At 57.3% G+C, this 20,540-nt stretch carries 27 protein-coding genes; 13 read left to right on the top strand and 14 right to left on the bottom strand.

The window, feature by feature from the left end; all coding sequences use genetic code 11:
- The 10 genes from IE087_RS17470 to IE087_RS17425 all read left to right on the top strand — a co-directional run bounded on the left by IE087_RS17470 (nt 1) and on the right by IE087_RS17425 (nt 5,596).
- Nucleotides 1–1,101 carry an AAA family ATPase gene (locus IE087_RS17470; RefSeq protein ID WP_229801442.1) on the top strand — a complete coding sequence of 367 codons (1,101 nt, stop codon included), beginning with the start codon at nt 1–3 and terminating at the stop codon, nt 1,099–1,101.
- Nucleotides 1,098–1,457, top strand: coding sequence for a hypothetical protein (locus IE087_RS17465; protein ID WP_189370655.1), 360 nt, complete (start codon nt 1,098–1,100; stop codon nt 1,455–1,457). Before IE087_RS17470 ends, IE087_RS17465 begins: the two co-directional genes overlap by 4 nt.
- Nucleotides 1,454–1,666, top strand: a complete 213-nt coding sequence (locus tag IE087_RS17460; protein WP_189370654.1) for a hypothetical protein — start codon at nt 1,454–1,456, stop codon at nt 1,664–1,666. Before IE087_RS17465 ends, IE087_RS17460 begins: the two co-directional genes overlap by 4 nt.
- 95 nt (nt 1,667–1,761) lie before the next feature.
- Nucleotides 1,762–2,046, top strand: coding sequence for a hypothetical protein (locus IE087_RS17455; RefSeq protein ID WP_189370653.1), 285 nt, complete (start codon nt 1,762–1,764; stop codon nt 2,044–2,046).
- Nucleotides 2,047–2,363: 317 nt separating this feature from the next.
- Complete coding sequence (locus IE087_RS17450; protein WP_189370652.1) at nt 2,364–3,071, top strand: hypothetical protein; 708 nt, start codon at nt 2,364–2,366, stop codon at nt 3,069–3,071.
- The gene (locus IE087_RS17445; protein ID WP_189370651.1) at nt 3,068–3,538 is read left to right on the top strand and encodes an ASCH domain-containing protein; all 471 of its coding nucleotides are present in this window, start codon (nt 3,068–3,070) and stop codon (nt 3,536–3,538) included. The genes IE087_RS17450 and IE087_RS17445 overlap by 4 nt, the downstream gene beginning before the upstream one ends.
- On the top strand, nt 3,538–3,720 hold the full coding sequence (locus IE087_RS17440; RefSeq protein WP_189370650.1) for a hypothetical protein: 183 nt from the start codon (nt 3,538–3,540) through the stop codon (nt 3,718–3,720). Before IE087_RS17445 ends, IE087_RS17440 begins: the two co-directional genes overlap by 1 nt.
- Nucleotides 3,717–3,965: a hypothetical protein gene (locus IE087_RS17435; protein WP_189370649.1), complete on the top strand. Its 249-nt coding sequence runs from the start codon at nt 3,717–3,719 to the stop codon at nt 3,963–3,965. Before IE087_RS17440 ends, IE087_RS17435 begins: the two co-directional genes overlap by 4 nt.
- A gap of 1 nt (nt 3,966) precedes the next feature.
- On the top strand, nt 3,967–4,422 hold the full coding sequence (locus IE087_RS17430) for a hypothetical protein (RefSeq protein ID WP_189370852.1): 456 nt from the start codon (nt 3,967–3,969) through the stop codon (nt 4,420–4,422).
- A gap of 148 nt (nt 4,423–4,570) precedes the next feature.
- Entirely contained in the window at nt 4,571–5,596 is a 1,026-nt protein-coding gene (locus IE087_RS17425) for a site-specific integrase (protein ID WP_189370648.1), read from the top strand.
- A 430-nt stretch (nt 5,597–6,026) separates the two neighbouring features.
- On the opposite strand, the gene IE087_RS17420 is transcribed toward IE087_RS17425, so the two are convergent.
- The 14 genes from IE087_RS17420 to iscR all read right to left on the bottom strand — a co-directional run bounded on the left by IE087_RS17420 (nt 6,027) and on the right by iscR (nt 18,882).
- Nucleotides 6,027–8,357: a BNR-4 repeat-containing protein gene (locus tag IE087_RS17420; protein WP_189370647.1), complete on the bottom strand. Its 2,331-nt coding sequence runs from the start codon at nt 8,355–8,357 to the stop codon at nt 6,027–6,029.
- A gap of 355 nt (nt 8,358–8,712) precedes the next feature.
- On the bottom strand, nt 8,713–9,918 hold the full coding sequence (locus tag IE087_RS17415; RefSeq protein ID WP_189370646.1) for an MFS transporter: 1,206 nt from the start codon (nt 9,916–9,918) through the stop codon (nt 8,713–8,715).
- A gap of 266 nt (nt 9,919–10,184) precedes the next feature.
- Entirely contained in the window at nt 10,185–11,405 is a 1,221-nt protein-coding gene (locus IE087_RS17410) for a cysteine desulfurase (protein ID WP_189370645.1), read from the bottom strand.
- Nucleotides 11,398–12,003 (bottom strand): Yip1 family protein, encoded by a 606-nt coding sequence (locus IE087_RS17405; RefSeq protein WP_189370644.1) that lies wholly within the window; start codon nt 12,001–12,003, stop codon nt 11,398–11,400. Before IE087_RS17405 ends, IE087_RS17410 begins: the two co-directional genes overlap by 8 nt.
- The gene (locus IE087_RS17400; RefSeq protein WP_189370643.1) at nt 12,000–12,482 is read right to left on the bottom strand and encodes a YIP1 family protein; all 483 of its coding nucleotides are present in this window, start codon (nt 12,480–12,482) and stop codon (nt 12,000–12,002) included. Before IE087_RS17400 ends, IE087_RS17405 begins: the two co-directional genes overlap by 4 nt.
- Nucleotide 12,483: 1 nt before the next feature.
- The gene (locus IE087_RS17395) at nt 12,484–13,758 is read right to left on the bottom strand and encodes a SufB/SufD family protein (RefSeq protein ID WP_189370642.1); all 1,275 of its coding nucleotides are present in this window, start codon (nt 13,756–13,758) and stop codon (nt 12,484–12,486) included.
- Nucleotides 13,758–14,513, bottom strand: a complete 756-nt coding sequence (gene sufC, locus IE087_RS17390) for a Fe-S cluster assembly ATPase SufC (RefSeq protein WP_189370641.1) — start codon at nt 14,511–14,513, stop codon at nt 13,758–13,760. The genes IE087_RS17395 and sufC overlap by 1 nt, the downstream gene beginning before the upstream one ends.
- Nucleotides 14,514–14,545: 32 nt before the next feature.
- Nucleotides 14,546–14,860 (bottom strand): heavy metal-binding domain-containing protein, encoded by a 315-nt coding sequence (locus tag IE087_RS17385; protein ID WP_189370640.1) that lies wholly within the window; start codon nt 14,858–14,860, stop codon nt 14,546–14,548.
- A gap of 10 nt (nt 14,861–14,870) precedes the next feature.
- Entirely contained in the window at nt 14,871–15,203 is a 333-nt protein-coding gene (locus IE087_RS17380; protein ID WP_189370639.1) for a hypothetical protein, read from the bottom strand.
- Nucleotides 15,193–15,501, bottom strand: a complete 309-nt coding sequence (locus IE087_RS17375) for a hypothetical protein (protein ID WP_189370638.1) — start codon at nt 15,499–15,501, stop codon at nt 15,193–15,195. The genes IE087_RS17380 and IE087_RS17375 overlap by 11 nt, the downstream gene beginning before the upstream one ends.
- The gene (locus tag IE087_RS17370; RefSeq protein ID WP_189370637.1) at nt 15,498–15,689 is read right to left on the bottom strand and encodes a hypothetical protein; all 192 of its coding nucleotides are present in this window, start codon (nt 15,687–15,689) and stop codon (nt 15,498–15,500) included. Before IE087_RS17370 ends, IE087_RS17375 begins: the two co-directional genes overlap by 4 nt.
- Before the next feature lie 3 nt (nt 15,690–15,692).
- Nucleotides 15,693–17,207: a Fe-S cluster assembly protein SufB gene (gene sufB / locus IE087_RS17365; RefSeq protein WP_373296523.1), complete on the bottom strand. Its 1,515-nt coding sequence runs from the start codon at nt 17,205–17,207 to the stop codon at nt 15,693–15,695.
- Nucleotides 17,208–17,235: 28 nt separating this feature from the next.
- On the bottom strand, nt 17,236–18,366 hold the full coding sequence (locus IE087_RS17360; RefSeq protein WP_189370635.1) for a cysteine desulfurase family protein: 1,131 nt from the start codon (nt 18,364–18,366) through the stop codon (nt 17,236–17,238).
- A 54-nt stretch (nt 18,367–18,420) separates the two neighbouring features.
- Nucleotides 18,421–18,882, bottom strand: coding sequence for a Fe-S cluster assembly transcriptional regulator IscR (gene iscR, locus IE087_RS17355; RefSeq protein ID WP_189370634.1), 462 nt, complete (start codon nt 18,880–18,882; stop codon nt 18,421–18,423).
- Between the two features lie 158 nt (nt 18,883–19,040).
- Here iscR and IE087_RS17350 point away from each other — a divergent pair, with 158 nt between their 5' ends.
- The 3 genes from IE087_RS17350 to IE087_RS17340 are packed head-to-tail and all read left to right on the top strand — an operon-like array spanning nt 19,041 to nt 20,505.
- Entirely contained in the window at nt 19,041–19,694 is a 654-nt protein-coding gene (locus tag IE087_RS17350; RefSeq protein ID WP_189370633.1) for an alpha/beta hydrolase, read from the top strand.
- The gene (locus IE087_RS17345) at nt 19,694–19,933 is read left to right on the top strand and encodes a hypothetical protein (RefSeq protein WP_189370632.1); all 240 of its coding nucleotides are present in this window, start codon (nt 19,694–19,696) and stop codon (nt 19,931–19,933) included. Before IE087_RS17350 ends, IE087_RS17345 begins: the two co-directional genes overlap by 1 nt.
- The gene (locus IE087_RS17340; protein ID WP_189370631.1) at nt 19,930–20,505 is read left to right on the top strand and encodes an HD domain-containing protein; all 576 of its coding nucleotides are present in this window, start codon (nt 19,930–19,932) and stop codon (nt 20,503–20,505) included. Before IE087_RS17345 ends, IE087_RS17340 begins: the two co-directional genes overlap by 4 nt.
- Nucleotides 20,506–20,540: the final 35 nt, after the last annotated feature.

Genomic DNA, 20,540 nt, shown 5'->3' with positions numbered 1-20,540 from the left:
ATGGCACTTGATCAAACACTGACCTTCCCCGACATCGAGATGACGCAAGACTACTCCCTGCGCGTTGCTGTTGCGATGGCCGGCGGATCCGGAACGGGCAAGACATATTCGGCCCTGCTGATGGCGCGTGGGCTGGCCGATGGCGGTCCTGTGGCGGTCATCGACACCGAGAACAAGCGCGCCCTGCACTACCGCCGCGACTTCCCGGAGATGCAGCACTACAACTTCGGGCCCGAGGTCAAAGGCGAGATGGTTGGCTTTCCGCCCGAACGGTGGATTGCGGTCATCGACCAGATCGAAAAGACCGACGCCAAGGCCATCGTCATCGACTCTTTCTCGCACGCCTGGGAAGGCATTGGCGGTGTCCTTGAAATGCAAGCTCGTGAGGTTGAACGCCTGTCAGGCGGGGATGCCCAAAAGGCGGCACGAGTGGGTCAATTGGCTTGGGCATCGGTCAAGCCACGCTACCGTCGCCTCGTCGAGCGCATCGTGCAGGCCAAGACCCATGTCATCATCTGCATGCGCGCAAAACCCGTCATGCAAGAAGGTTTCGGCAACAACCGGAAGAATGCGCGCGACACCAAACTTCGTCGCGCAGACTTGCCATGGGACATTGCCGCGGACCGCGATCTGATTTTCGAAATGTCGGCGTCCATGTTGATGACGCCGGAGTTTCCCGGTCAGCCTGTTCTGCTCAAGTGCCCCGATCATTTTCGCGGCCTGTTTGCAGGCAACAAGCGCGTCGATGTGTCCGTTGGTGAAAAGATGCGTGCATGGGCAGATGAAGGTGGAACGGACCCCGAAGCCAAGAAATTGCTGGACGACGCACGGGCTGCTGCACGCGGGGGAAAGAATGCACTGAACGCATTCTACAAACCGCTGAGCCAAGAACAAAAGTCTGTGGTTCAGACGATCATAGAAGAACTCAAGTCAACGGCAGTTTCCGCGGAAGAAAGCGGCGGTGACGACCTGTTTGAGGGCGACGACCCCCAACCCACTGCCGAAGAAAAAGAGGCTGCCATGAAAGCGGCGGCGGAAGCCGCGGCCGCGGGGGAAGCCGCGGCCGCGGGGGAAGCCGCGGCCGCGGGGGAAGCCCAATGAACACCACTCACGAGCAGGCAGGTGCGGCGCAGACCGCAACATCGGACGGCGGCGTAACACCCCCCAACCCGTCGTCCGGTGACAAGCCAATGTACTACGCTGAGACGCGCAACACTTACGGCCAATGGGTGCCCTGCAGATTAGCGAGCATCCCCGTGGTAAAGAAAGGGCGCATCGAACGCCCGAACGGAACCGGCCCGCGTATCCGCCCGATGGGTGATGGGCCGGACGGAAAGCCCTCGTACGTAAAAGAGATTCCTCGAAACTACGCGCATCTCACGCTTGACCAGTTGTTTCACGTGCTCAGCCCTGACGGAAAGTTCACCGTCGGCCAGCAATCTTGGGTAGCCGCGTGAACTGGCTGTGGCGTGATTGGAAAGGTCAGTGGTCGGAGGCTCAGGTCGCATTCCTGAACCTCCCCACCGACGACCCCACCGAGGCCGCGTTGATTGAGGAAATCCAAGAGCGGATGTCCGAACTCTACAACCTGCGCGCCGACAACTCGGAAGATGCGCCCACAGCGGCACCGAAGCCAAAGCTAACCTCAATTGAAGGAGGGCGCTGACATGAAAATCAACCTGATTTCTGTCATGCGTGCCGGCGCTCTGGCCGCTGCGGAAATCGACCGGATCGACCGTGAAGCCGTGCGGGAGGCGCCCCATGAACAGTAAGGAACTAATGGAGGCGCACATGGTTGAGGTTCGCCAGCGTCATGCGTCTGCCATCAAGCGTTTCTGGCATCACTACGAGCCAAGCGGCCTTGCGGGTGCACCGCACTTCAAGGCGGGCCATCAGGGGTTTGCTCTTGACTACACTCATGTTGAAGGCAACGACGCGCTTCATCGCGAGTGGCTGGGCATCATGCTGTGTGCGGCGCTGGAGAGGCTGGTTGCCGAGCACTCCGAGTCCGCCCTCACCCAAGCACGGGCAGAAGGGAGTTCGTGATGGAAAATGCCCGCGAAATAACAATGAACTTGCACGACACCAGCATCGGGATTTGGCAGGACAATGCAAACGACCCCACATTTCGCGCTTTTGCATACAAGGCGATGTTACGCTTATTGCGACGCCAAGGATGGTCGGTCACCGAAGACCCCGAAGTGTGTGCAAACTACCCTACTTTGAACAGATTGGCACGAAAAGGTAATTTGCGTGCTGAGCTTCAATTAAATGGTCGGTGCTGCGAATTGAAAGTCTGGGCAACGACATGGCCACTCGATAACCGGTATGGCCCCAGATACGACTTCCGCAAGTTTGAGCGCATGGAATATCTTGACCGACAGCGCTTCACGATGCTCACCCGCAAGATAATCCGGCTGTTTGAGCGCAAGTCTCGTGTCGCAATCACTGATCGCACAGACGCCACCAAGCGCAAGCTGACAGCAATGCAGTTGATCGAGAAAAGCTATGCGGACAGCTGGCATAGGGACAAGGTGGCAGGCCATCCGATTTGCACACAGATGCGCAATGCCACGTCCGCTGATGCGTACAGCCTGACTCATGGGGGCGAGGTTTGGACAACCGACGTCAAAGGCCGGATCATCAAGGGGCGAGCATTCTACAACATCAACAACATGTGGTGGGTCGTTCTGAACAGGTACGAGCGTGTGAACAGGGCAAACTTTGAACTTTTCGTCGGACAGCCCGACCGTCTTCGCGAAAAACGAAATCATAGGCTACGCGTCAAATCGATCGAACGCGCAATGCGCGCTGCCGCCGCAAATGGGGATACTGCACGCGCAGAGGTTCTTAAACGCCTTCGCTTGGGAGGCGGCGAACCATGCCGGATCTGGAGTCGAAAAGAGAAAGCCTACTACGGCACCGGGTTTTCAGGCTATCAAACTTCCCGAGCCGAGGCAGGGATATACACGCGCGAAGAGGCAGAAAATGAATGCCGCCGGGTACCACATATTCTTTCGCTAGAAACGCCAGATGGGTTGCGCCTGACTTTTGAGGGAGAAGCAGCATGACCCGCCAAATCCCCATGCTGCCCGACAAAGCACTGTCCATCCGCCAACCTTGGGTCTGGGCCATCATCAACGCAGGCAAGCGGATTGAGAACAGGCCACGACGCTTTCACTATCGCGGGCCGATCTGCTTGCACGCTTCCACGGCCCCATTGCCGCCCGAAGAAATTGCCTACTCGTATTGTGTCGAAGATGTCTTGGCGTGGCACCGGACAAAGCCCGTTTCGACCAAGGAGGCAAAAAAAGAACCGCCTTCGCTCAGCGATTTGACACCGCGCCTTTGCGACATTCAACGCGGCGGCATCATCGGCACAGCCGAGATTGTAGACTGCATCGAACACAGCAATGACCCGTGGTTCTTCGGGCCTTACGGTCTGGTTCTGGACAACGTTCAGGCGGTCGATTTCATTCCGGTCAAAGGCGCGCTTGGGCTGTTTGACTGGCGCAAGAAGTTGGAGGTTGCAGGGTGATGCTTGCGTTCGTACTCGGCCTGCTCTGCCTGCTGCTGTGTTTCGGAGAGGCGCGCGACCCAGATCCAGGCGAAGACACAGAAGTTAATGCTGTAGCGCTCGGCTTCTTGGGCGTCGTCCTGATCGCAGTATCAGTCCTCGTCGTTGGCCTCCCGCCCTTGATCCTTGAGGTTGCGAAATGACCGCCCCCTACCCCAAGCAAACCTGCGCGGCCTTCGGCTGCAAGCGCTGGTCGCGGAAGTACCCGCCCGACTGGTCGTTCCTGTGCCGCGATCATTGGCAGACGGTGCCAACCAAGTTGAGGCGCCTGCATAACCGCCTCCTGCGCCGAGCCAAGAAGTTCAACACGCCCGACCTATGGGCACGCGAGGCCCGTGTCTGGAAGCGCTGCATAGATGCGGCCAATCGCGAACAGTTTGGGATTTGATATGAGCAGCCTACCCTATGCAACTGCCACCAGCGGCCAGAAGGCCCTCGATGACATCCGCAAGATCATCCAGGCATTCGGATGCTCCAAGTTTGCGCCCATGGAGGACTTCGACAGCGGCGAGGTCACCATTCAGTTCGAATACCGGGGCCGCATGGTTCAGGTGACAGCCAGCGCCAAGGGTTACGCGTCTGCGCTGATGCGCGAGAAGCCGTACTCGACGCGAATGCGGAAAACCCGCACGCAGTACGAAAAGGCGTGTCTCGACCAAGGTCACATTGCGATCTGGTCGATGCTGCGCGACTGGATCAAGGGGCAGCTGACTGCCATCGAAACCGGCATTCTCAGCTTCGACGCTGCATTTCTTGGCCAGATACTCTTGCCGGATGGTCGTACCGTTCACGAGCGGGTCGAAGAAAAGAACATTCTGCCAGCGTTGGAGGGCCCGCGAGGATGAGCAAACTCTGGACACTTGAAAAAGCCGCAGAAGATACTGGTGTGCCCAAAGCGTCATTGCGCACAGCCGCCGAGGAACATGGATTCTTGGTGCGCATGGGCCGCGCTATCAGGATCGACCCCACAACGATACCGGACCTTATCAAAAAATGCCGAGACCAGCCAAAGGAGCAAGGCTCCACAAGTTCAAGCACCGCCCCCACTACTACATCCGAGACACCGGCCAAAAGGACAGGTCAACGGGCTGCACAAGCCGCGCAGCGGCTGAAAAGGTCCTCGCAGCCTACATCGCAACCAAAGGGCGGACAGGTGCTGCAAATGAACCGCAAAACGTAACGTGCGCCGAAGTTCTTGCAATCTATGCGGAGGAATATGCTCACACGGCAGCTGATCCCGCACGAATAGGATACGCAATAGATGCGCTTCTGCCGTTCTGGTCTGAATTGAAGGCGTCTGACGTAAAGGGCGAGACATGCCGCCGCTACGCAAAGTGGCGTGATCGCTCAGATGGGACGACACGACGAGAATTAGGAACGCTTCAAGCCGCCCTGAACTATTGCGATCGCGAGGGCTTCATAACGTATGCCCCGAGTGTAACGCTGCCCAACAAGCCACCATCCAAAGACAGATGGCTCACCCGTGACGAGGCCGCACAATTGCTGTGGCGTGCGTATCGGGGCCACAAGTCGAAACACTTGGCGCGCTTCATCCTCATCAGCCTTTACACGGGCAATCGCAAAGACACGACACTGCGGATGGGATTTGAATCGAACACTATCGGCGGTTGGTTCGATCTTGAAAATGGGATCATGTATCGCCGCGCGGACGCTGAGAGGCAGACGGCAAAGCGACGGACCCCCGCCCGCATCCCCAGACAGCTACTGGCGCACCTGAGGCGCTGGAAAGCCTCTGGCAGCGTATGGGCAGTCGAATACCAAGGCACACGCGTGGGTGATGTAAAACGCGCTTTTGCGAGGGCTTGTGACTGCGATCAGTTGCGCGGAGTAACACCGCACACTTTGAAGCATACTGCCATCACATGGGTCTTGCAGGGAGGTGCTAGCGTTTGGGACGCCGCAGGATACTTCGCGACATCCCCCGAGACCATTGAGCGTGTCTATGGCCATCACAGCCCGGACTTCCAGCAGTCAGCCATCAAGGCAATTGAGAGGTGAGTATCTGTTACGTGTAACAGATTGGGTAGAATGCGCGCCTTTCCAAAGCGAACGAAACAAGGGGAAAACAGTGAACGGGCGGCGAACAGACATTCTGTAACTGCCCTCCGAAGGCAGAGGCCAGAGGTTCGAATCCTCTATGGTCCGCCATTTCTACACAAGGTTCCCCAATACCCGTTCACTGCGGTACCGCTGCGTGCAGACGTTCTCACGCGCACAACGCGGCCGCGACGAACAGCGGGGCAAAAACTGAACGTTCACGGCAAGGCTGTTGTCGCCTGCCTCACAATGCCAAAGTTTGAGCCTGCCCACTCCCCACGCAAGAGCGGCGCTAGAAATGGGGACACCACACAAAGCCCGTACAAACAGTACGGCGCGGGCCCTGAGTTGCTTGGAAAGCAAACCCAGAGCCACGACGCATTCCCGACTCCTACATCTTGAAAAGCTGGATGTTGTCGATCCGAGCTACCCCGTTCGGGTCGTCATTTGACCCGAGCACGCCCGCGCCGCCATTGATCAGTCCAACATGAAGCTGATTGCTCAAAGAGCCGACAAATCGCTCACTCAACAAGGTCCAATCAGTCCCGTTAGAACCGTGATAGACGCGTACTACTTTGCCGATCCGCGCAATCTTCAACCATTCGCTCGCTTCGCGGTTCGCGACATCCAAAGGAGTTTTCGCACCGCTCACCTGCACATGCGTACGCAGCTTTCCGCTTGCATTTACATAGGCCGCAACCGCGTCGCTTGTCTCATCGGCACCATTCGCAATCATCAATCCCGCGAAACTGTTTGGGGACGTGTAGTCGATGTTAATGATCCGTGCGACAAACTCAAAATCGCCAGACACAAGCTTGTGCGTGAACTGCAGGCTGTTCGATGTCGCATCACCAAAGCCCATACCAGTGCCTGTGAATTTGAAGATGTTGTTGGCAACCGTAACCGCACCCTCTCCGCCACCAATCTGGGTGCGCGCCCATTTCCAATCTTCTTCGGACTGAACCTCGGTTGCACCCAGTTCTGGTAACGGAATTCCTGCGACATCCGTCTTGATGCTGTACAGTTTTAAGCCGGTTGGACACGGCGCTATCGTGCAAGTCGCCGGGTATGCCAGCCCGACAATCGCGGCTTTCTCACGCAGCGCACGTTCGTCGTAACCACTGAAATCCAGGTCTTTGGCAAACTGGGTTTCATAGCCCACCACGTCGCCATCATATAGGCGATAAATGCGACCGGATCCCTTGTGATGCATCATCGTGGTGATGCCATTCACATCTGTGACAACCAATGTGTCGTTTGATGCGCTCAGCGGATCCGGTAGCAGCGGAGACCACACCTCGGTGCGGTTATCGTATGCACGAAATCCTCCGATGTTTTCAAAACCACCGTCTATCGCTGAAGTCATCAAGCCGGTTGTCATGATTGGTGCACCTGTCATGCTGGCAGCGACGTGGACCTGCGTGAAGTATCCCCCGGCATGATCCGCTGGGGAAAACACGATTTCGGCCTGACCTGGACCCGGATCGACCCGCAATGGCAGTGCATCAATCGCAGTTCCATCACTGCGTTCCCAGCTGGTGCCTCCATCTTTTGACCGAGCGTAGACAATGTGGCTTGCCGTCGCGCTGTCGGTGTTGTTCACGGCGCTGGCGACATGAAGCGTATTGTCAAAATCAATTGTCATTCCAGACAAATACCCTTGGTACCCCCGGCCATCGTTCCCATTGTCTTCCCACAAGAATGCACGTGGGGTGAAATCGAAATACGCTCTGTACTGCTGAGGGTCGATCTCGCCTTCAATCGCATCCCACACTTGTCGCGTTGGGTCATATTTATACAGAGCCAGGGCGCTGAGCGGATACCGAAATGGTACTTTCGGGCCAAGGTTGATGCGCGCGCGCATATACAGTTCGCCATCCATGCCAGACTTGAATGCGGTGTAGGTGAACCCTGTTCCTTCAGGCACCCCATCGCTTGCACGCCCCTTGAAATTGAATTGGGAAATGTCCCCCTCAGCCGCGCTGCGCCATAGAAGGATGCGCTGGCCACGGAACATTGCTGTCAGACCCTTATCATTTTCCGCCGCCGAATTGCCCTGCCCTGTATAGCGGTGCATGTTTCCCGCCACATGCAAAAACCCTTTGCTGTCGACACCAATCGAAAAATTATGATGGTTATCGTCCTCAATCTTGAACATGCTGTCTGAGACAAGCGGTGCGGTTGTGACTTTCTTGTCTCGTGCCACCTTGCCAATTATGGGACGCTTTTCATTGTCAACGTAGACAAAGAATATCTCTCCTTCGTGCGTCACCACCGACGGCATATGGCGCAGGTTTTTAACATATGTGGAGTACGCACCATCCGGAACTGAATGCAGTTCTTCGACGGTAAGCGTTTCGTCAGCCGCATTCAGCGTTCCCGTACGGATTGGTCCAACAGGTGGTGACCGCATCTCGAATTGGCTGTGCGGCTCTGTCAGCGAGCATTCGATAAGTGTTCCGATGTCATCTGGTCTCGTCCGATAGGTTCTCAGACGTTTGGACAGCCCCAAAATCGGCTCTCCGTTTCGATAGCACGCAAACTCCGCAGTGTTTCCCGCATCGCCTTGGTAGATCAGGCGCAGCTCTTGGTTCTGACGAGCGGGACCAATCAGTTTGACGTTGTCAAAAGGTTTTACCGTTATCGGCAAACGTACTGGATCGGCGACAGTTGGACCGGCAAGGCCGATCAGGATTGGAAAGAGACTCAGATGTTTCAGCATGGAGGACTCCGCATGGGGATTGAAGGAAGGAGAAGCGAGGGCACAGCACTGCCAGCCCCCCGATTTGACATCGGTTGACGACACAGTTCCCTGACCCCCAACACGGGGTTTCAGAAACAATGAGAGCTGGAACTGACTGTGGGCAGTTAAATGAACTTTGCCCGACCAACTGGCCGGATTTTAGCTACAAACTGACCTCTTTCTACAGGTGTAGAGTCTCAGGTCCATCCCTTTTTACGTGTGTCTTGGTTCGTCAGGCTATTTCTCGCCAAATCGCCACAACGCAAAAGAGTAAACCTTTAACAAGCTGATAATAATTACCTTTCACTCACGCGGCCTTTAGCCCATTCGTGGTTTACAACGCCGAAACACGTCGGTCCCGACGTTGGTCCAAAAAGTAAAGACAACCTGCGGATGCACATGCAATCATCGCACCGATCATGGCGATGCCCTGGTAGTCGGTCACGCCAGACCCCAATGCAAAAATCACTGACGCAATGATCGCACCACCAAAATGATTGACAGACAACAACGAACTGCCTGCACCAGCCCGATCCGCGACAAGGTTTTGGACATACCCAATCGGGATTGAAAGGACGATACCCGCGCCAACTCCTGCTGGCAGCACAAGCCACCATGCGAACCCGATGGACGGCACAGCCCCCAGAATGGCAAGGAACCCGCCATAAATCACGACACCGATCAGGATCAGAAACGAAGCGGACATCACACGCAGAAACCGAACGGCAAGCAACATGACCGGAATTTCGACAAAAGCGACGAGCCCGGCAAAGACCGCAACATCAGACTCAGCGCCTCCAAGGTTGTTCAGGATCAGCAAGCCTAACAGAATATTGTACAGGCCATTCGTGGCCGAGATCACGCAGATCAAGACCATACGCACTAGCAAGCCCAGATCAGTCAGTTCAAGCAGGGACGCAAGAATTCCTTGACCTGATTTCGCAGTCTCAGACACCGAATGATTGCGGCGCCACAACATCATGACTGCAACAAACGCCAGAATATTGGCACCAGCCACCACGGCATAGGCCGCAAGCACATCCACTCCTTGAACAAGCACATAGCCCCAAATCACGGGAGTCAGGGCAAACGCAGCGGAAAATGTCGCTCGTGACAGCGTTGCTGCATAAGGACGATCAAGTTGCGGGTTCTCATTGGCCGCGACAACCGAGATTGCAAAATACTGGGTAAAGGCCGTTGCCCCCACCGGAAACAGCACGACATGCACCAACAGAAAGGCGATTTTGGAGGGCGCAAAAAACATCAGTAATCCGGCTACGGTGCCAACCACCAATGCAGCAAGTAACGCTTCGCGAAACCGTCCTGTCTGATCCGTATAGATTCCGACCAGAATGGATGCGACGACGCTGAAAAACGCCCCACTTGTCACGATCACGGCATAGGCAGCATCGGAAAATCCAATCTCCTCGATCCCGATGATCGACTGTAGTGGCGCTACCGACGCTGCGCCAACACCCATAAATGTCAGACCGACCAGCGCCACTTGCATCAATTTGTCAGTAAGCGCTGTCTTGATCATTGAAGATGTCCAAATTGAACCACGGCGCGATCGCAAAAAACCGATACGCACCCGCCCGACTGTACAACGTACAATCGATAAGAAACACCGCGCGACGCAGTGGCCCTTTTTGAACCCCGTCCGGTTTCAGGCAGCAGCATCGCGTCCGGCTGGTTAACATCGACAAAACGCCGCGCACGCACCTCAAGTGATTGACTTACCTGCGCTTTCGCAACTTGTAAAACATCAGGTAAATCGAGCGCACACCTTGTCCCCGCGGGGACAGATCACGCAAACAGGTCGTGTGCCAGCTCCAACGCGTCCACCAGCACATCCACCTCTTCCTTGGTGTTGTACATGCCAAAGGACGCGCGGCAAGTGGCGTTCAGCCCCATATGCTCCATCAGCGGACCTACGCAATGTTGACCGGCCCGCACCGCCACACCCTTCTTGTCGAGGATGGTCGAGATGTCATGTGCATGCCCTGCCCCGTCCAAGGTGAATGAGAAAATGGCGCCCTTGTCCGGGGTCGTGCCCTGCACCTGCAGCCAGTTGAGCCCACCCAATTTCTCCACCGTGTAGTCGCGCAAAGAATCTTCGTGCGCCGCGATGGCCTCCATCCCGTGGCCCATCATGTATTCCAGAGCGACGCCCAACCCGATCATCTGCACGATGCCTGGTGTGCCCGCCTCGAACTTGTGGGGCGGATCGTTGTAGATCACGCCGTCCTTGAACACTTCCTTGATCATGTCGCCGCCGCCGATGAACGGGCGCATCTCGGCCATGCGTTCGGCCTTGCAATAGATGGCACCCGACCCCGAGGGACCGTAGAGTTTGTGGCCCGTGATGGCGTAGAAATCAGCGCCCAAGTCCTGCACATCAACCGGCATGTGGACGGCAGCCTGCGACCCGTCAACCAGCACCGGCACACCTTTGGCATGTGCCCCTTCACAGATTGCTTTCACATCCACTTTTGTGCCCAAAACATTGGACATGTGGGTGACGGCGACCAGCTTGGTCTTGGGGCCAATCGCATCAATAACCTTCTGCGGATCAAGCGCGCCCGTGGCGTCCACATCCACCCATTTCAGAACAACACCCTGCCGTTCCCGCAAGTAATGCCAAGGGACGATATTGGCGTGGTGCTCCATGACGGACAGGACGATTTCGTCGCCAGCCTCCATCCGCGGCATAGCCCAGCCATAGGCCACCATGTTGATGCCCTCGGTCGTGCCCGAGTTCATCACGATTTCGTCCTCGGAACCTGCATTCAGGAAGCGGGCCAGCTTGCCACGGACACTTTCATAATTGTCGGTCGCGAGATTAGAAAGGAAGTGCAACCCTCTGTGAACATTCGCATACTCTTCAGAGTACGCCTTGGAAATGGCATCGATGACGACCTGCGGCTTCTGGGCAGACGCACCGCTGTCCAGATAGACCAGCGGCTTTCCGTTCACCTCGCGGCTGAGAATGGGAAAATCCGCCCGGATGGCGTTCACATCATACATTCGCAAGTCCTCCTGCCGTCACGCCGGTCAGCGTCACAAGCATCATCATTCCAATAAACAGTCCGGCCAGCACGATGATCAGCAAGCCAAAAGCACGAAACAGCGAGTCAAAACGCAACGCTGCGCTGACAAAATGCAACAATAGCCAAAACGCGACGATCGCGACGACCAGCGCCACAAGGCCCGCAATGGCCGGCACGATCAAGCTGAGCGCAAGCACAAGGGCCTGTGCAGCCGCACGCAGCGCCTGCAACCAGGTCAGCAGTGCCAACATGTCGGTGAATTCGCCATGCCCGCCAAGGGCACGCCCGGCCCAGACCAGCCCATGTACCATGACCAGAAGCCCGCCCGCGATCATCGCAAACAGCGCAAAGGGCCGTTCAAGCAAGGCCAGAAGCGGGATCGCCGCCTGCGCGGCAGGATCAATGGAACCCGGGGCCAGCACCACGGGCGCAGAGGCCAGAATGGCATTGACCGCAGCGACGGCAAACAGCGCAAAATAGAGGGTCTGCCGATCCAGATGCCATCCGATAATGCGCTGCGCCACTTCTTTGGGGTCCCGCAGCGTGTCGACCGCCAGATCTGCGGCAGCGTTCACGCTGCTCGCTCCTGCGCGATGGATCCGCCGATCCAGAACCACATGAACACCATGAACCAGATCAGGCCCACGGTCTGAAGCTGGATGCCCGGGCCAACAAAGCCCGCGATCAGGCCATGCAGCAGGATCAATGGTGAGGACGCAAGAAGCGCCCAAAACAGTGCCAACCGCGCGCCATAAGACGTGCCCTGCCCGCGCAAAATGCGCCCGACACCACGTGCCGCAAAAGCAATCACGTAGAACAAGAGCGGCGCTACGAAAATCCACGCCATCAGAGAAGCGCCCATCAGCATATTGAGATCCTGACCGGTCAAATGCGCCTCGCGCGCCAGTCGTGGCAATTGCGCAATGAAAACCAGGGCACAAGACGCCATGAGATAGGCCAGCGCACGATCTTCGCGCTGGCCAAGCTCAAGCAAACGCCTCACGACGCGCCCCGGACCACGATATGTGGCCGTAATGTTCTGCGTGATGGCCATTTTAGCCCCGGTGACGCTCCAGCCAGCCTTGCAGGCGTTCGACCAATGCGTCGCGCAAAACTTCGTCTTCGATCTCTTCTACAGCCTCGGCGAGGAAGGCCAACGTCAGCAGATCAGTCGCAATCTCGGCCGGTACGCCACGTGAGCGCAGGTAGAACAGCGCTTCTTCGTCGATGGCGCCGGATGTAGACCCATGCGAACAGGCCACATCGTCGGCATAGATTTCCAACTCAGGCTTGGCGAGGAACTGGCTGTCATCATCCAGAAGTAGCGACTGGCTGATCTGGTAACCGTCTGTTTTCTGGGCGCCTTCCTTTACAAGGATCTTGCCCTGGAACACACCAACCGCCCCGTTGCGCAGCACCTTCTTAAACACCTGGCGGCTTTCGCAGCGCAGCGCGTCATGGGTCACAAACACGGTGTCGTCGTGGTGGAAATCGCCATCGCCCACGCATGCCCCCGCAACATGCGCGACCGCATCGTCGCCGGTGATGTCGATCACGCACTCGTTGCGGGTCAGACGACCATTCACGGTCAACGTGAACGACTTGAACACGGATTCAGCGCCCAGACGCGCAAAGATATGCGTCGCTGCACGGCGTTCATGGTCGCGACCTTGAGCACGCACATGGTGGAAGGTCGCGCCATCGGCCACATCCACTTCCATCGCCTTATTGAACCGCGCCGCCGCCGGGCCGGTTTCCAAAAGGGTCAGCTCGGCCCCCGGATCGAGTTTGACCACGTGGTGCAGGATAGCATCTGATGTTTCGTTTTCATGCAAGTAGATGAAGTTTATCGGCTTTTCAGCTTTATCCGTGACATGGATCAGCACACCGTCAGTGGCGTATGCCGTGTTCAATGCTGCCAAAGGCCGGGGCACGTAGTGGCCGTTGCCCTCAAGCGTTCCATAAAGGTCGGACGCCCAATGAATGTCCGCACTTTCAGCCAGCCGGTCGATGCGCACGCCGGACAGCGTCAGATCATCGGATTGTTCTGCATCAAAGACTCCGTCGACGAAAACGATCTTGAGCCGGTCAAGGTCGCCGAACAACGGGCCCTCTTCATTTTGGAACAGCGCGGCAACCGGGGCCGTTGGCTGCACGAGGCTGTCTGGCCGCGTGAACTTCCAATACTCGTCGCGTCGCCCGGGCAGCCCCATCTCACGGACACGGGCCAAAGCCGCCTTGCGCGCGGCATCCGCCCAGCCGTTTTGCGGCATGGTGAGGGTGTCCAAACGTTCCTCGGTCGGGTTCGATTTTGGTGCGGGTTCAGCCATTACGCCACCTCAGCCAAAATGTCGGCATAGCCGTTGTTTTCAACTTCAAGCGCCAGCTCGGGACCGCCTGTCTTCACGATTTTGCCGTCCGCCATGATGTGTACGACATCAGGTTTAATGTGGTCCAGAAGACGCTGGTAGTGCGTGATGACAAGGAATCCGCGCCCTTCGTTGCGCAGCGCGTTCACACCTTCAGCAACCAGTTTCATCGCATCCACGTCGAGACCGGAATCGGTTTCGTCAAGGATACACATCTTGGGCTCTAGCATCGCCATCTGCAGGATTTCGTTGCGCTTTTTCTCACCACCAGAGAAGCCGACATTGACCGGGCGCTTGAGCATGTCCGCGTCGATTTTCAGAGCCTTCGCGCGCTCACGGATCACCTTGAGAAAGTCAGCGGCGCTGATTTCATCTTCGCCCCGCGCCTTGCGCTGTGCGTTCACTGCCGTGCGCAGGAAGGTCATGTTACCAACACCAGGGATTTCAACGGGATATTGGAAGGCGAGGAACAGGCCTGCGGCGGCGCGTTCCTCTGGCTCCATCTCGAGCAAGTCTTCGCCGTCCAGCTTCGCCTCGCCCTCCGTGACTTCATAGCCATCGCGGCCCGACAGGACATAGGACAAAGTGGACTTGCCCGATCCGTTTGGCCCCATGATCGCGTGAACCTTACCCGCCTCGACAGTTAGGTCGACCCCTTTCAAAATCTGCTTGTCTTCTTCTTCAAGTTGAACATGCAAGTTTTTGATATTCAGCATTTTTGTTTTCCTCGTCTCGCGCCTGTCGCGCGCTATTGCACAATGACGGCGGTGCCCGAGACACTGACCATCAACATTGAGTCCCCAACAACCTCGTAGTCGAGGTCTATTCCGATGACGGCGTTCGCGCCGAGCGCTGCCGCACGTTGTTCTAGCTCCGTCATGGCCATGTCACGTGCATCCTGAAGTTTGGATTCATATGCGCCGGCGCGACCGCCTACGATATCTCGGACACCGGCAAAGAAATCGCGGACAATATTGGCCCCCATGATCGCTTCACCCACGACGATGCCGCGGTAGTCGGTGACCTTGTGGCCTTCGACCGTGTTTGTTGTAGTCAGGATCATCGTCTAACCTTCAGTGTTTTCCATGTGGCTCGCTGCAGTCGCGGCACAGGCCGTCAGCGGCGCGGGCATGTCGCAGAATTGTGACGAACCGAAGCGTCAGCGCGCCCCAGCACATAAAGAGGATCAGCCCCATCAGGATCTCAAACCGTTCCGCGTACTTTTGGATGATCCAGCCATCGGAGACCATTTCAGCAACAATTTCGTCATGGGCGATGGACAACATGAACACGATCAGGTGACCCAAGATCACCAGCGTCAGTTCCCGCGTTTCCGGTAGGAGACGTCCCGGATGTCCAAAGCGGACTTGAAGGCCACTTGGCTTACGTGGTGCATCAGGTGCCATTGATCTGCCCCTTTTGCGCAGAGCTGAATTGAGAAGACGCGCGTTGTTCCGCATCTTCCGCAGGATCGCGGGCAAACAGCCGTTGGGCTCCCGTCGCCACTGCAACGGACAGCATCAAAAGCGCAAGCCACACCCAGAAAGACGTCAACGCGCCGGGCGCAAGTGAAGCCGCCACGATCATGCCGCCAATCAAAGCAATCAGAAAGGCCAGCCCGCCCTGCTGTGTGCCGTCCAGATTCGAGACCACGTGACGTTTGATCCTGACGTCGGTCCGCTGTGTGTTCGACAGATCCTTCATCGGTCAGCCCCGGCAAAAAGAAAGAACGCCGCCCCGATTGCCCCGCCCGTCATCGCCCCACCGATGGCAAGCGCAGCGGCGAAGTCAGGCAGGAACAACACCCCCACGCCACCGCCAAGTGCCGCGCCCCCAAGGACGGACAAGGCCATGGTCACAAAGGCGGACCTGGGTTCCTTCGGTTCAGACATGGATCAGCCCACCGACCCTTCGAGCGAGATGGCAACCAATTGCTGCGCTTCCATGGCGAACTCCATGGGCAGTGCCTGCAGCACGTCCTTGCAGAAGCCGTTGACCACAAGGGCCACCGCTTCTTCCTCGTCCATGCCACGGCTGCGGCAGTAGAAGAGCTGGTCGTCATCCACCTTGGACGTCGTCGCCTCGTGTTCCACGCGGGACGAGTTGTTCTTCACCTCGATATACGGAACCGTGTGGGCACCGCATTTGTCACCGATTAACAAGCTGTCGCACTGGGTGTAGTTGCGGCTGTCCTTGGCTTTTGGGTGCATGGACACAAGACCACGATAGGTGTTCTGCGCCTTGCCCGCGCTGATGCCCTTAGATACGATGCGCGACTTGGTGTTCTTGCCCAGGTGCACCATCTTGGTGCCGGTATCGGCCTGCTGCATGTTGTTGGCGATGGCGATGGAGTAGAACTCGCCCTGGCTATCGTCACCGCGCAGAATGCAGGACGGGTACTTCCAGGTCACGGCAGAGCCAGTTTCAACCTGCGTCCACATCACCTTGGCACGATCGCCACGGCAATCGGCGCGCTTGGTCACGAAGTTATAGATGCCACCTTTGCCGTTCTCATCCCCAGGATACCAGTTCTGCACGGTCGAATACTTCACCTCTGCATCTTCCAGGATCACGATTTCGACCACAGCGGCGTGCAGTTGCGATGTATCGCGCTGCGGCGCAGTACATCCTTCGAGATAGGACACGTAACTGCCCTTGTCCGCGATGATCAGCGTACGCTCGAACTGGCCGGTGTTTTCCGCATTGATGCGGAAATAGGTAGACAGTTCCATCGGGCAGCGGACACCCGGTGGGATGTAGACAAACGAGCCATCGGAAAAGACAGCACTGTTCAGCGTGGCATAGAAGTTGTCCTGCACCGGAACGACAGACCCAAGGTACTTTTTGACCAACTCGGGATGTTCTTTGATCGCCTCGGAAATCGAGCAGAAGATGACGCCTGCCTTTTTCAACTCGGCCTGGAAAGTCGTACCGACAGACACGGAGTCGAACACGGCATCCACAGCGACCTTGCGGCCCTCAGCAGGTGCATTTTCGGCCCCTTCGACACCGGCAAGGATCATCTGCTCTTTCAGCGGAATACCCAGTTTTTCGTAGGTGGCCAGCAGCTTGGGGTCGACCTCGTCCAGCGACTTGGGCTTGACCTCCATCGATTTGGGACGGGCGTAGTAATACTGGTCCTGAAAGTCGATCTCAGGATAGTCGACCATGGCCCAGTCCGGCTCTTTCATCTGCAGCCAGCGCTCATAAGCCTGCAGGCGCCATTCGGTCATCCACTCGGGCTCTTCGTTCTTTTCCGAGATGAGCTTGACGATGTCTGGCGTCAGGCCCTTTGGTGCATACTCCATCTCGATGTCGGTTTCCCAACCGTATTTGTATGCACCGCCAACCTCGGCAACGGCATCCACCGTTTCCTGATCGACACCTTCCTTGACCACTACATTTTCCATGTCAGACATCCTCTCGCATCTGAGCGGTTTACGCCGCCCGCGCCTCGTGTTTCTTCAGTTTTTGCGCCCATATATCGACAAAGCGCAAAACGTCCTCTTCCGTTGTCTCAAGCCCTAGTGACACCCGCACCGCAGATGCCGCCTCAAGCTCCGAATATCCCGTCGCCTTCAGCACGCGGCTTGCCTTGACCTTGCCACTGGAACAGGCCGACCCCGCCGAGATGGCAAAACCCGCCAGATCCATCTGCATTACCTGTGTTTCGCCCTTCCAGCCGGGCGTGATGAAACAGGAGGTGTTGGGCAGGCGTTGCACCTCTTTCCCGACAAAAATAGTTGTCTTTGACGCAGCAGCAAGAGCGTTTTCTAGAATATTTCTAAGTTTCTCGACCCGGCCCCATTTTCCATTGGCCACATCCCGTTGTGAAGCCTCGGCTGCCGCCCCAAATCCCGCGATACCTATGACGTTCTCAGTGCCCGACCTGCGGCCCATTTCCTGTCCACCGCCCTTGATCCGAACGGCAGGTTCAACTCCGGTTTTCACATAAAGCGCACCTATCCCTTTCGGCCCGCCAAACTTGTGCGCTGACGACAGTACAAAGTCCGCGCCACTATTGGCGATGCTATACGGGAGCTTGCCCCACATCTGGACAGCATCCACGACAATCAGAGCGCCCCGTTTCGTCGCCCAGATGTCCTGCGCAATAGGCAAGGTTTTCTGCAAGACACCTGTCTCGCTGTTGGCGGCCTGCATGGCGACAACGTCATCCCACATACCATCAAAGATAGACACGCCATTGATGGTGCCTGTCAAAACGCCATCAGTGTCCACGTCCAGCACATATTGCGGTGCCAACTCCCCTGTCGATGCCGCGGCACGCACCGCATCGTGTTCGATATCCGAAAAGATCGCGCCAGACAGATCAGGAAATGCCATGCCCGCCGCCTCGGTCGCACCGGAGGTGAAAACAATGTCCCCCGCATCGCAGCCCATCAGCGCCGCAACCTGCCCCCGCGCCTTTTCCACAATCGCCTTTGCCGCACGACCCTCCGCATGGACCGACGACGGATTGCCAACCACATCCATTGCGCGCAGCATCGCCTCTCGCGCCTCGGGGCGCAGAGGTGTCGTTGCGTTATGATCCAGATAGACCCGGCTCATGTTTCTTCTGACCAAAAATACCAAGGGGGTCTGGGGGCTGGCCCCCAGTTGACATCAGCCATCATCGACCACCGCAAAGAGGTTGGGCACTGCGGGACAAGGGGCCAATTCATTCCCGATTACATCCGACAGGCGGGTCTGGTGCAGGAAAACGTAAACATGCGCACTTAGCCCTTCCCACAAACGGTTGGTCAGCGACTGCGCCTTGGACCCGGATGCCGCGCCAGAGGCCCCGGCCCCTTTGTGCATGGCGTCTACCTTTTCATCAACGGCCGCCAGAATGTCGGCCACACGGATGTCAGAGGCCGACCGCGCGAGTTTGTAGCCCCCGCCCGGCCCACGCACCGAAGACACCAGATCGGCGCGGCGCAGCTTAACAAACAACTGCTCAAGATAGGGCAAAGAGATGTCCTGCCGGGTCGAGATATCCCCCAAGCTGACAAGTTGGTCGCCCGGCTGCATGGCGATGTCGGCCAGCGCCACCATCGCATAGCGTCCCTTGGTCGACAGTTTCATGGCAAAACCCCCAATTGACGTCATCGACACAAGGTCATACATCGTTGCCCACTGCAGGATGAATGACCTGTCGAAAAAGTTAGAACCGTTCTAAGGTGCCCGATCAAATTCGTCAAGAAATCGGAACCTAAAAAAGACGCGCGAGGACAGAACACCATATGCCCGAGGTCATTTTTCCCGGACCCGAAGGCCGCCTCGAAGGCCGCTACCACCCCCAAAAAGAACGTGATGCGCCGATTGCCATCGTTTTACATCCGCACCCGCAGTTTGGCGGCACGATGAATCACAAGGTGGTGCACGCGCTGCACTATGCCTTTTTCAACATGGGGTTCACCGTTCTGCGCTTCAACTTCCGTGGTGTCGGGCGCAGTCAGGGCGAATATGATCAGGGCATTGGCGAGCTGAGCGATGCGGCCTCGGCCCTCGATTACCTGCAGTCGATGAACAACAATTCCAAGCACTGCTGGGTCGCAGGCTTTTCGTTTGGCGCGTGGATCGGCATGCAGCTTTTGATGCGGCGGCCCGAGATCACAGGCTTTATCAGCGTGTCACCGCCCGCCAATATGTACGACTTTTCGTTCCTGGCGCCCTGCCCGTCCTCGGGCCTGATCATCAACGGCACCGCCGACCGTGTGGCACCGCCCGCGGATACCGAAGCGCTGGTGTCCAAGCTGCATGAGCAGAAGGGCATCACCATCACGCATACACAGGTCGAAGGGGCTGGCCACTTCTTTGAAGAGCCGCACCTGGACACGCTGATCGGCAACACGACCGATTACGTGAAACGTCGCCTGACCGAGACCACGCGTTAATGGCGGATCCCGTCGTCGTCGAAATGGCCAATAAACTGGCCGAGGAATGCCTTGCCGTACAGAACGAGCTGGGCAACGACCGCTTGTTCATGGAAGTGGGCGATGTGCTGGGTGCGTCGTCGCAAACACTTGAAGAGGCATTCCTGACAGCGATCCGTACGCGGATGGCCAATGATGCCGGGCGCCGCTTCCTGGCCCAGAAACTCAAGGCGCATCGCGCGGAACAGGCATCTGAGTGACAAGGCTGGACCAGCAGATCGCCTTTCTCAACGAGGCGGACAAGCTCAAGTCCATCCTTCGCGCAACGACCCTGGCTGATGGCAGCCGGGCTGAGAACAGCGCGGAACATTCTTGGCATCTGACGCTGTATGCACTCGTTCTGGCGGATCAGGCGGGCCCGAACGTCGATATCAACCGCGTTATCAAAATGTTGATCCTGCACGATCTGGTCGAGATTGATGCGGGCGACAATCCGATCTTCGAGGATGTGGATGCCGCCGCTGTCGCTGCACAGGAACAGGCCGCTGCTGATCGTATTTTTGGCCTGCTGCCCCTCGACATTGCCCAAACGCTGCGCCCAATCTGGGAAGAGTTCGAAGCTGCCGAAACACCAACCGCGCAATTTGCAAAGGCGCTCGACCGGTTCCAGCCCCCGATGCTGAACCTCGCCTCGGGCGGCGGCAGCTGGACGGACTACAATGTGTCCGAGGAAACCATAGCTACCCGCGTTGGCACAAAGATCGAGCGCGGAGCGCCGGGGCTTTGGGACTATGCCAGCAAACGCATCAGCGCCTTCTTTGACGCACTCTAATCCAGGAAAACCTCTGTATACCGTTGCATACAGTC

It is taken from the genome of Tateyamaria omphalii, assembly GCF_014651375.1.
Lineage (GTDB): Bacteria > Pseudomonadota > Alphaproteobacteria > Rhodobacterales > Rhodobacteraceae > Tateyamaria > Tateyamaria omphalii.
Note: the sequence above shows the minus strand (reverse complement) of the source record. Positions and strands in the feature narration are given on the sequence as shown.

Excerpts from the sequence above, each read along its gene's own strand:
- IE087_RS17410 (WP_189370645.1), bottom strand. The coding sequence starts at position 11,405 with ATGTATGATGTGAACGCCATCCGGGCGGATTTTCCCATTCTCAGCCGC.
- IE087_RS17440 (WP_189370650.1), top strand. The coding sequence starts at position 3,538 with ATGCTTGCGTTCGTACTCGGCCTGCTCTGCCTGCTGCTGTGTTTCGGA.
- IE087_RS17445 (WP_189370651.1), top strand. The coding sequence starts at position 3,068 with ATGACCCGCCAAATCCCCATGCTGCCCGACAAAGCACTGTCCATCCGC.
- IE087_RS17395 (WP_189370642.1), bottom strand. The coding sequence starts at position 13,758 with ATGGCTGAACCCGCACCAAAATCGAACCCGACCGAGGAACGTTTGGAC.
- IE087_RS17400 (WP_189370643.1), bottom strand. The coding sequence starts at position 12,482 with ATGGCCATCACGCAGAACATTACGGCCACATATCGTGGTCCGGGGCGC.
- IE087_RS17360 (WP_189370635.1), bottom strand. The coding sequence starts at position 18,366 with ATGAGCCGGGTCTATCTGGATCATAACGCAACGACACCTCTGCGCCCC.
- IE087_RS17425 (WP_189370648.1), top strand. The coding sequence starts at position 4,571 with ATGCCGAGACCAGCCAAAGGAGCAAGGCTCCACAAGTTCAAGCACCGC.
- IE087_RS17465 (WP_189370655.1), top strand. The coding sequence starts at position 1,098 with ATGAACACCACTCACGAGCAGGCAGGTGCGGCGCAGACCGCAACATCG.
- sufC (WP_189370641.1), bottom strand. The coding sequence starts at position 14,513 with ATGCTGAATATCAAAAACTTGCATGTTCAACTTGAAGAAGAAGACAAG.
- IE087_RS17385 (WP_189370640.1), bottom strand. The coding sequence starts at position 14,860 with ATGATCCTGACTACAACAAACACGGTCGAAGGCCACAAGGTCACCGAC.
- IE087_RS17345 (WP_189370632.1), top strand. The coding sequence starts at position 19,694 with ATGGCGGATCCCGTCGTCGTCGAAATGGCCAATAAACTGGCCGAGGAA.
- IE087_RS17435 (WP_189370649.1), top strand. The coding sequence starts at position 3,717 with ATGACCGCCCCCTACCCCAAGCAAACCTGCGCGGCCTTCGGCTGCAAG.
- iscR (WP_189370634.1), bottom strand. The coding sequence starts at position 18,882 with ATGAAACTGTCGACCAAGGGACGCTATGCGATGGTGGCGCTGGCCGAC.
- IE087_RS17370 (WP_189370637.1), bottom strand. The coding sequence starts at position 15,689 with ATGTCTGAACCGAAGGAACCCAGGTCCGCCTTTGTGACCATGGCCTTG.
- IE087_RS17350 (WP_189370633.1), top strand. The coding sequence starts at position 19,041 with ATGCCCGAGGTCATTTTTCCCGGACCCGAAGGCCGCCTCGAAGGCCGC.
- IE087_RS17420 (WP_189370647.1), bottom strand. The coding sequence starts at position 8,357 with ATGCTGAAACATCTGAGTCTCTTTCCAATCCTGATCGGCCTTGCCGGT.
- IE087_RS17450 (WP_189370652.1), top strand. The coding sequence starts at position 2,364 with ATGGAATATCTTGACCGACAGCGCTTCACGATGCTCACCCGCAAGATA.
- IE087_RS17430 (WP_189370852.1), top strand. The coding sequence starts at position 3,967 with ATGAGCAGCCTACCCTATGCAACTGCCACCAGCGGCCAGAAGGCCCTC.
- IE087_RS17415 (WP_189370646.1), bottom strand. The coding sequence starts at position 9,918 with ATGATCAAGACAGCGCTTACTGACAAATTGATGCAAGTGGCGCTGGTC.
- IE087_RS17375 (WP_189370638.1), bottom strand. The coding sequence starts at position 15,501 with ATGAAGGATCTGTCGAACACACAGCGGACCGACGTCAGGATCAAACGT.
- IE087_RS17380 (WP_189370639.1), bottom strand. The coding sequence starts at position 15,203 with ATGGCACCTGATGCACCACGTAAGCCAAGTGGCCTTCAAGTCCGCTTT.
- IE087_RS17455 (WP_189370653.1), top strand. The coding sequence starts at position 1,762 with ATGAACAGTAAGGAACTAATGGAGGCGCACATGGTTGAGGTTCGCCAG.
- IE087_RS17470 (WP_229801442.1), top strand. The coding sequence starts at position 1 with ATGGCACTTGATCAAACACTGACCTTCCCCGACATCGAGATGACGCAA.
- sufB (WP_373296523.1), bottom strand. The coding sequence starts at position 17,207 with ATGGAAAATGTAGTGGTCAAGGAAGGTGTCGATCAGGAAACGGTGGAT.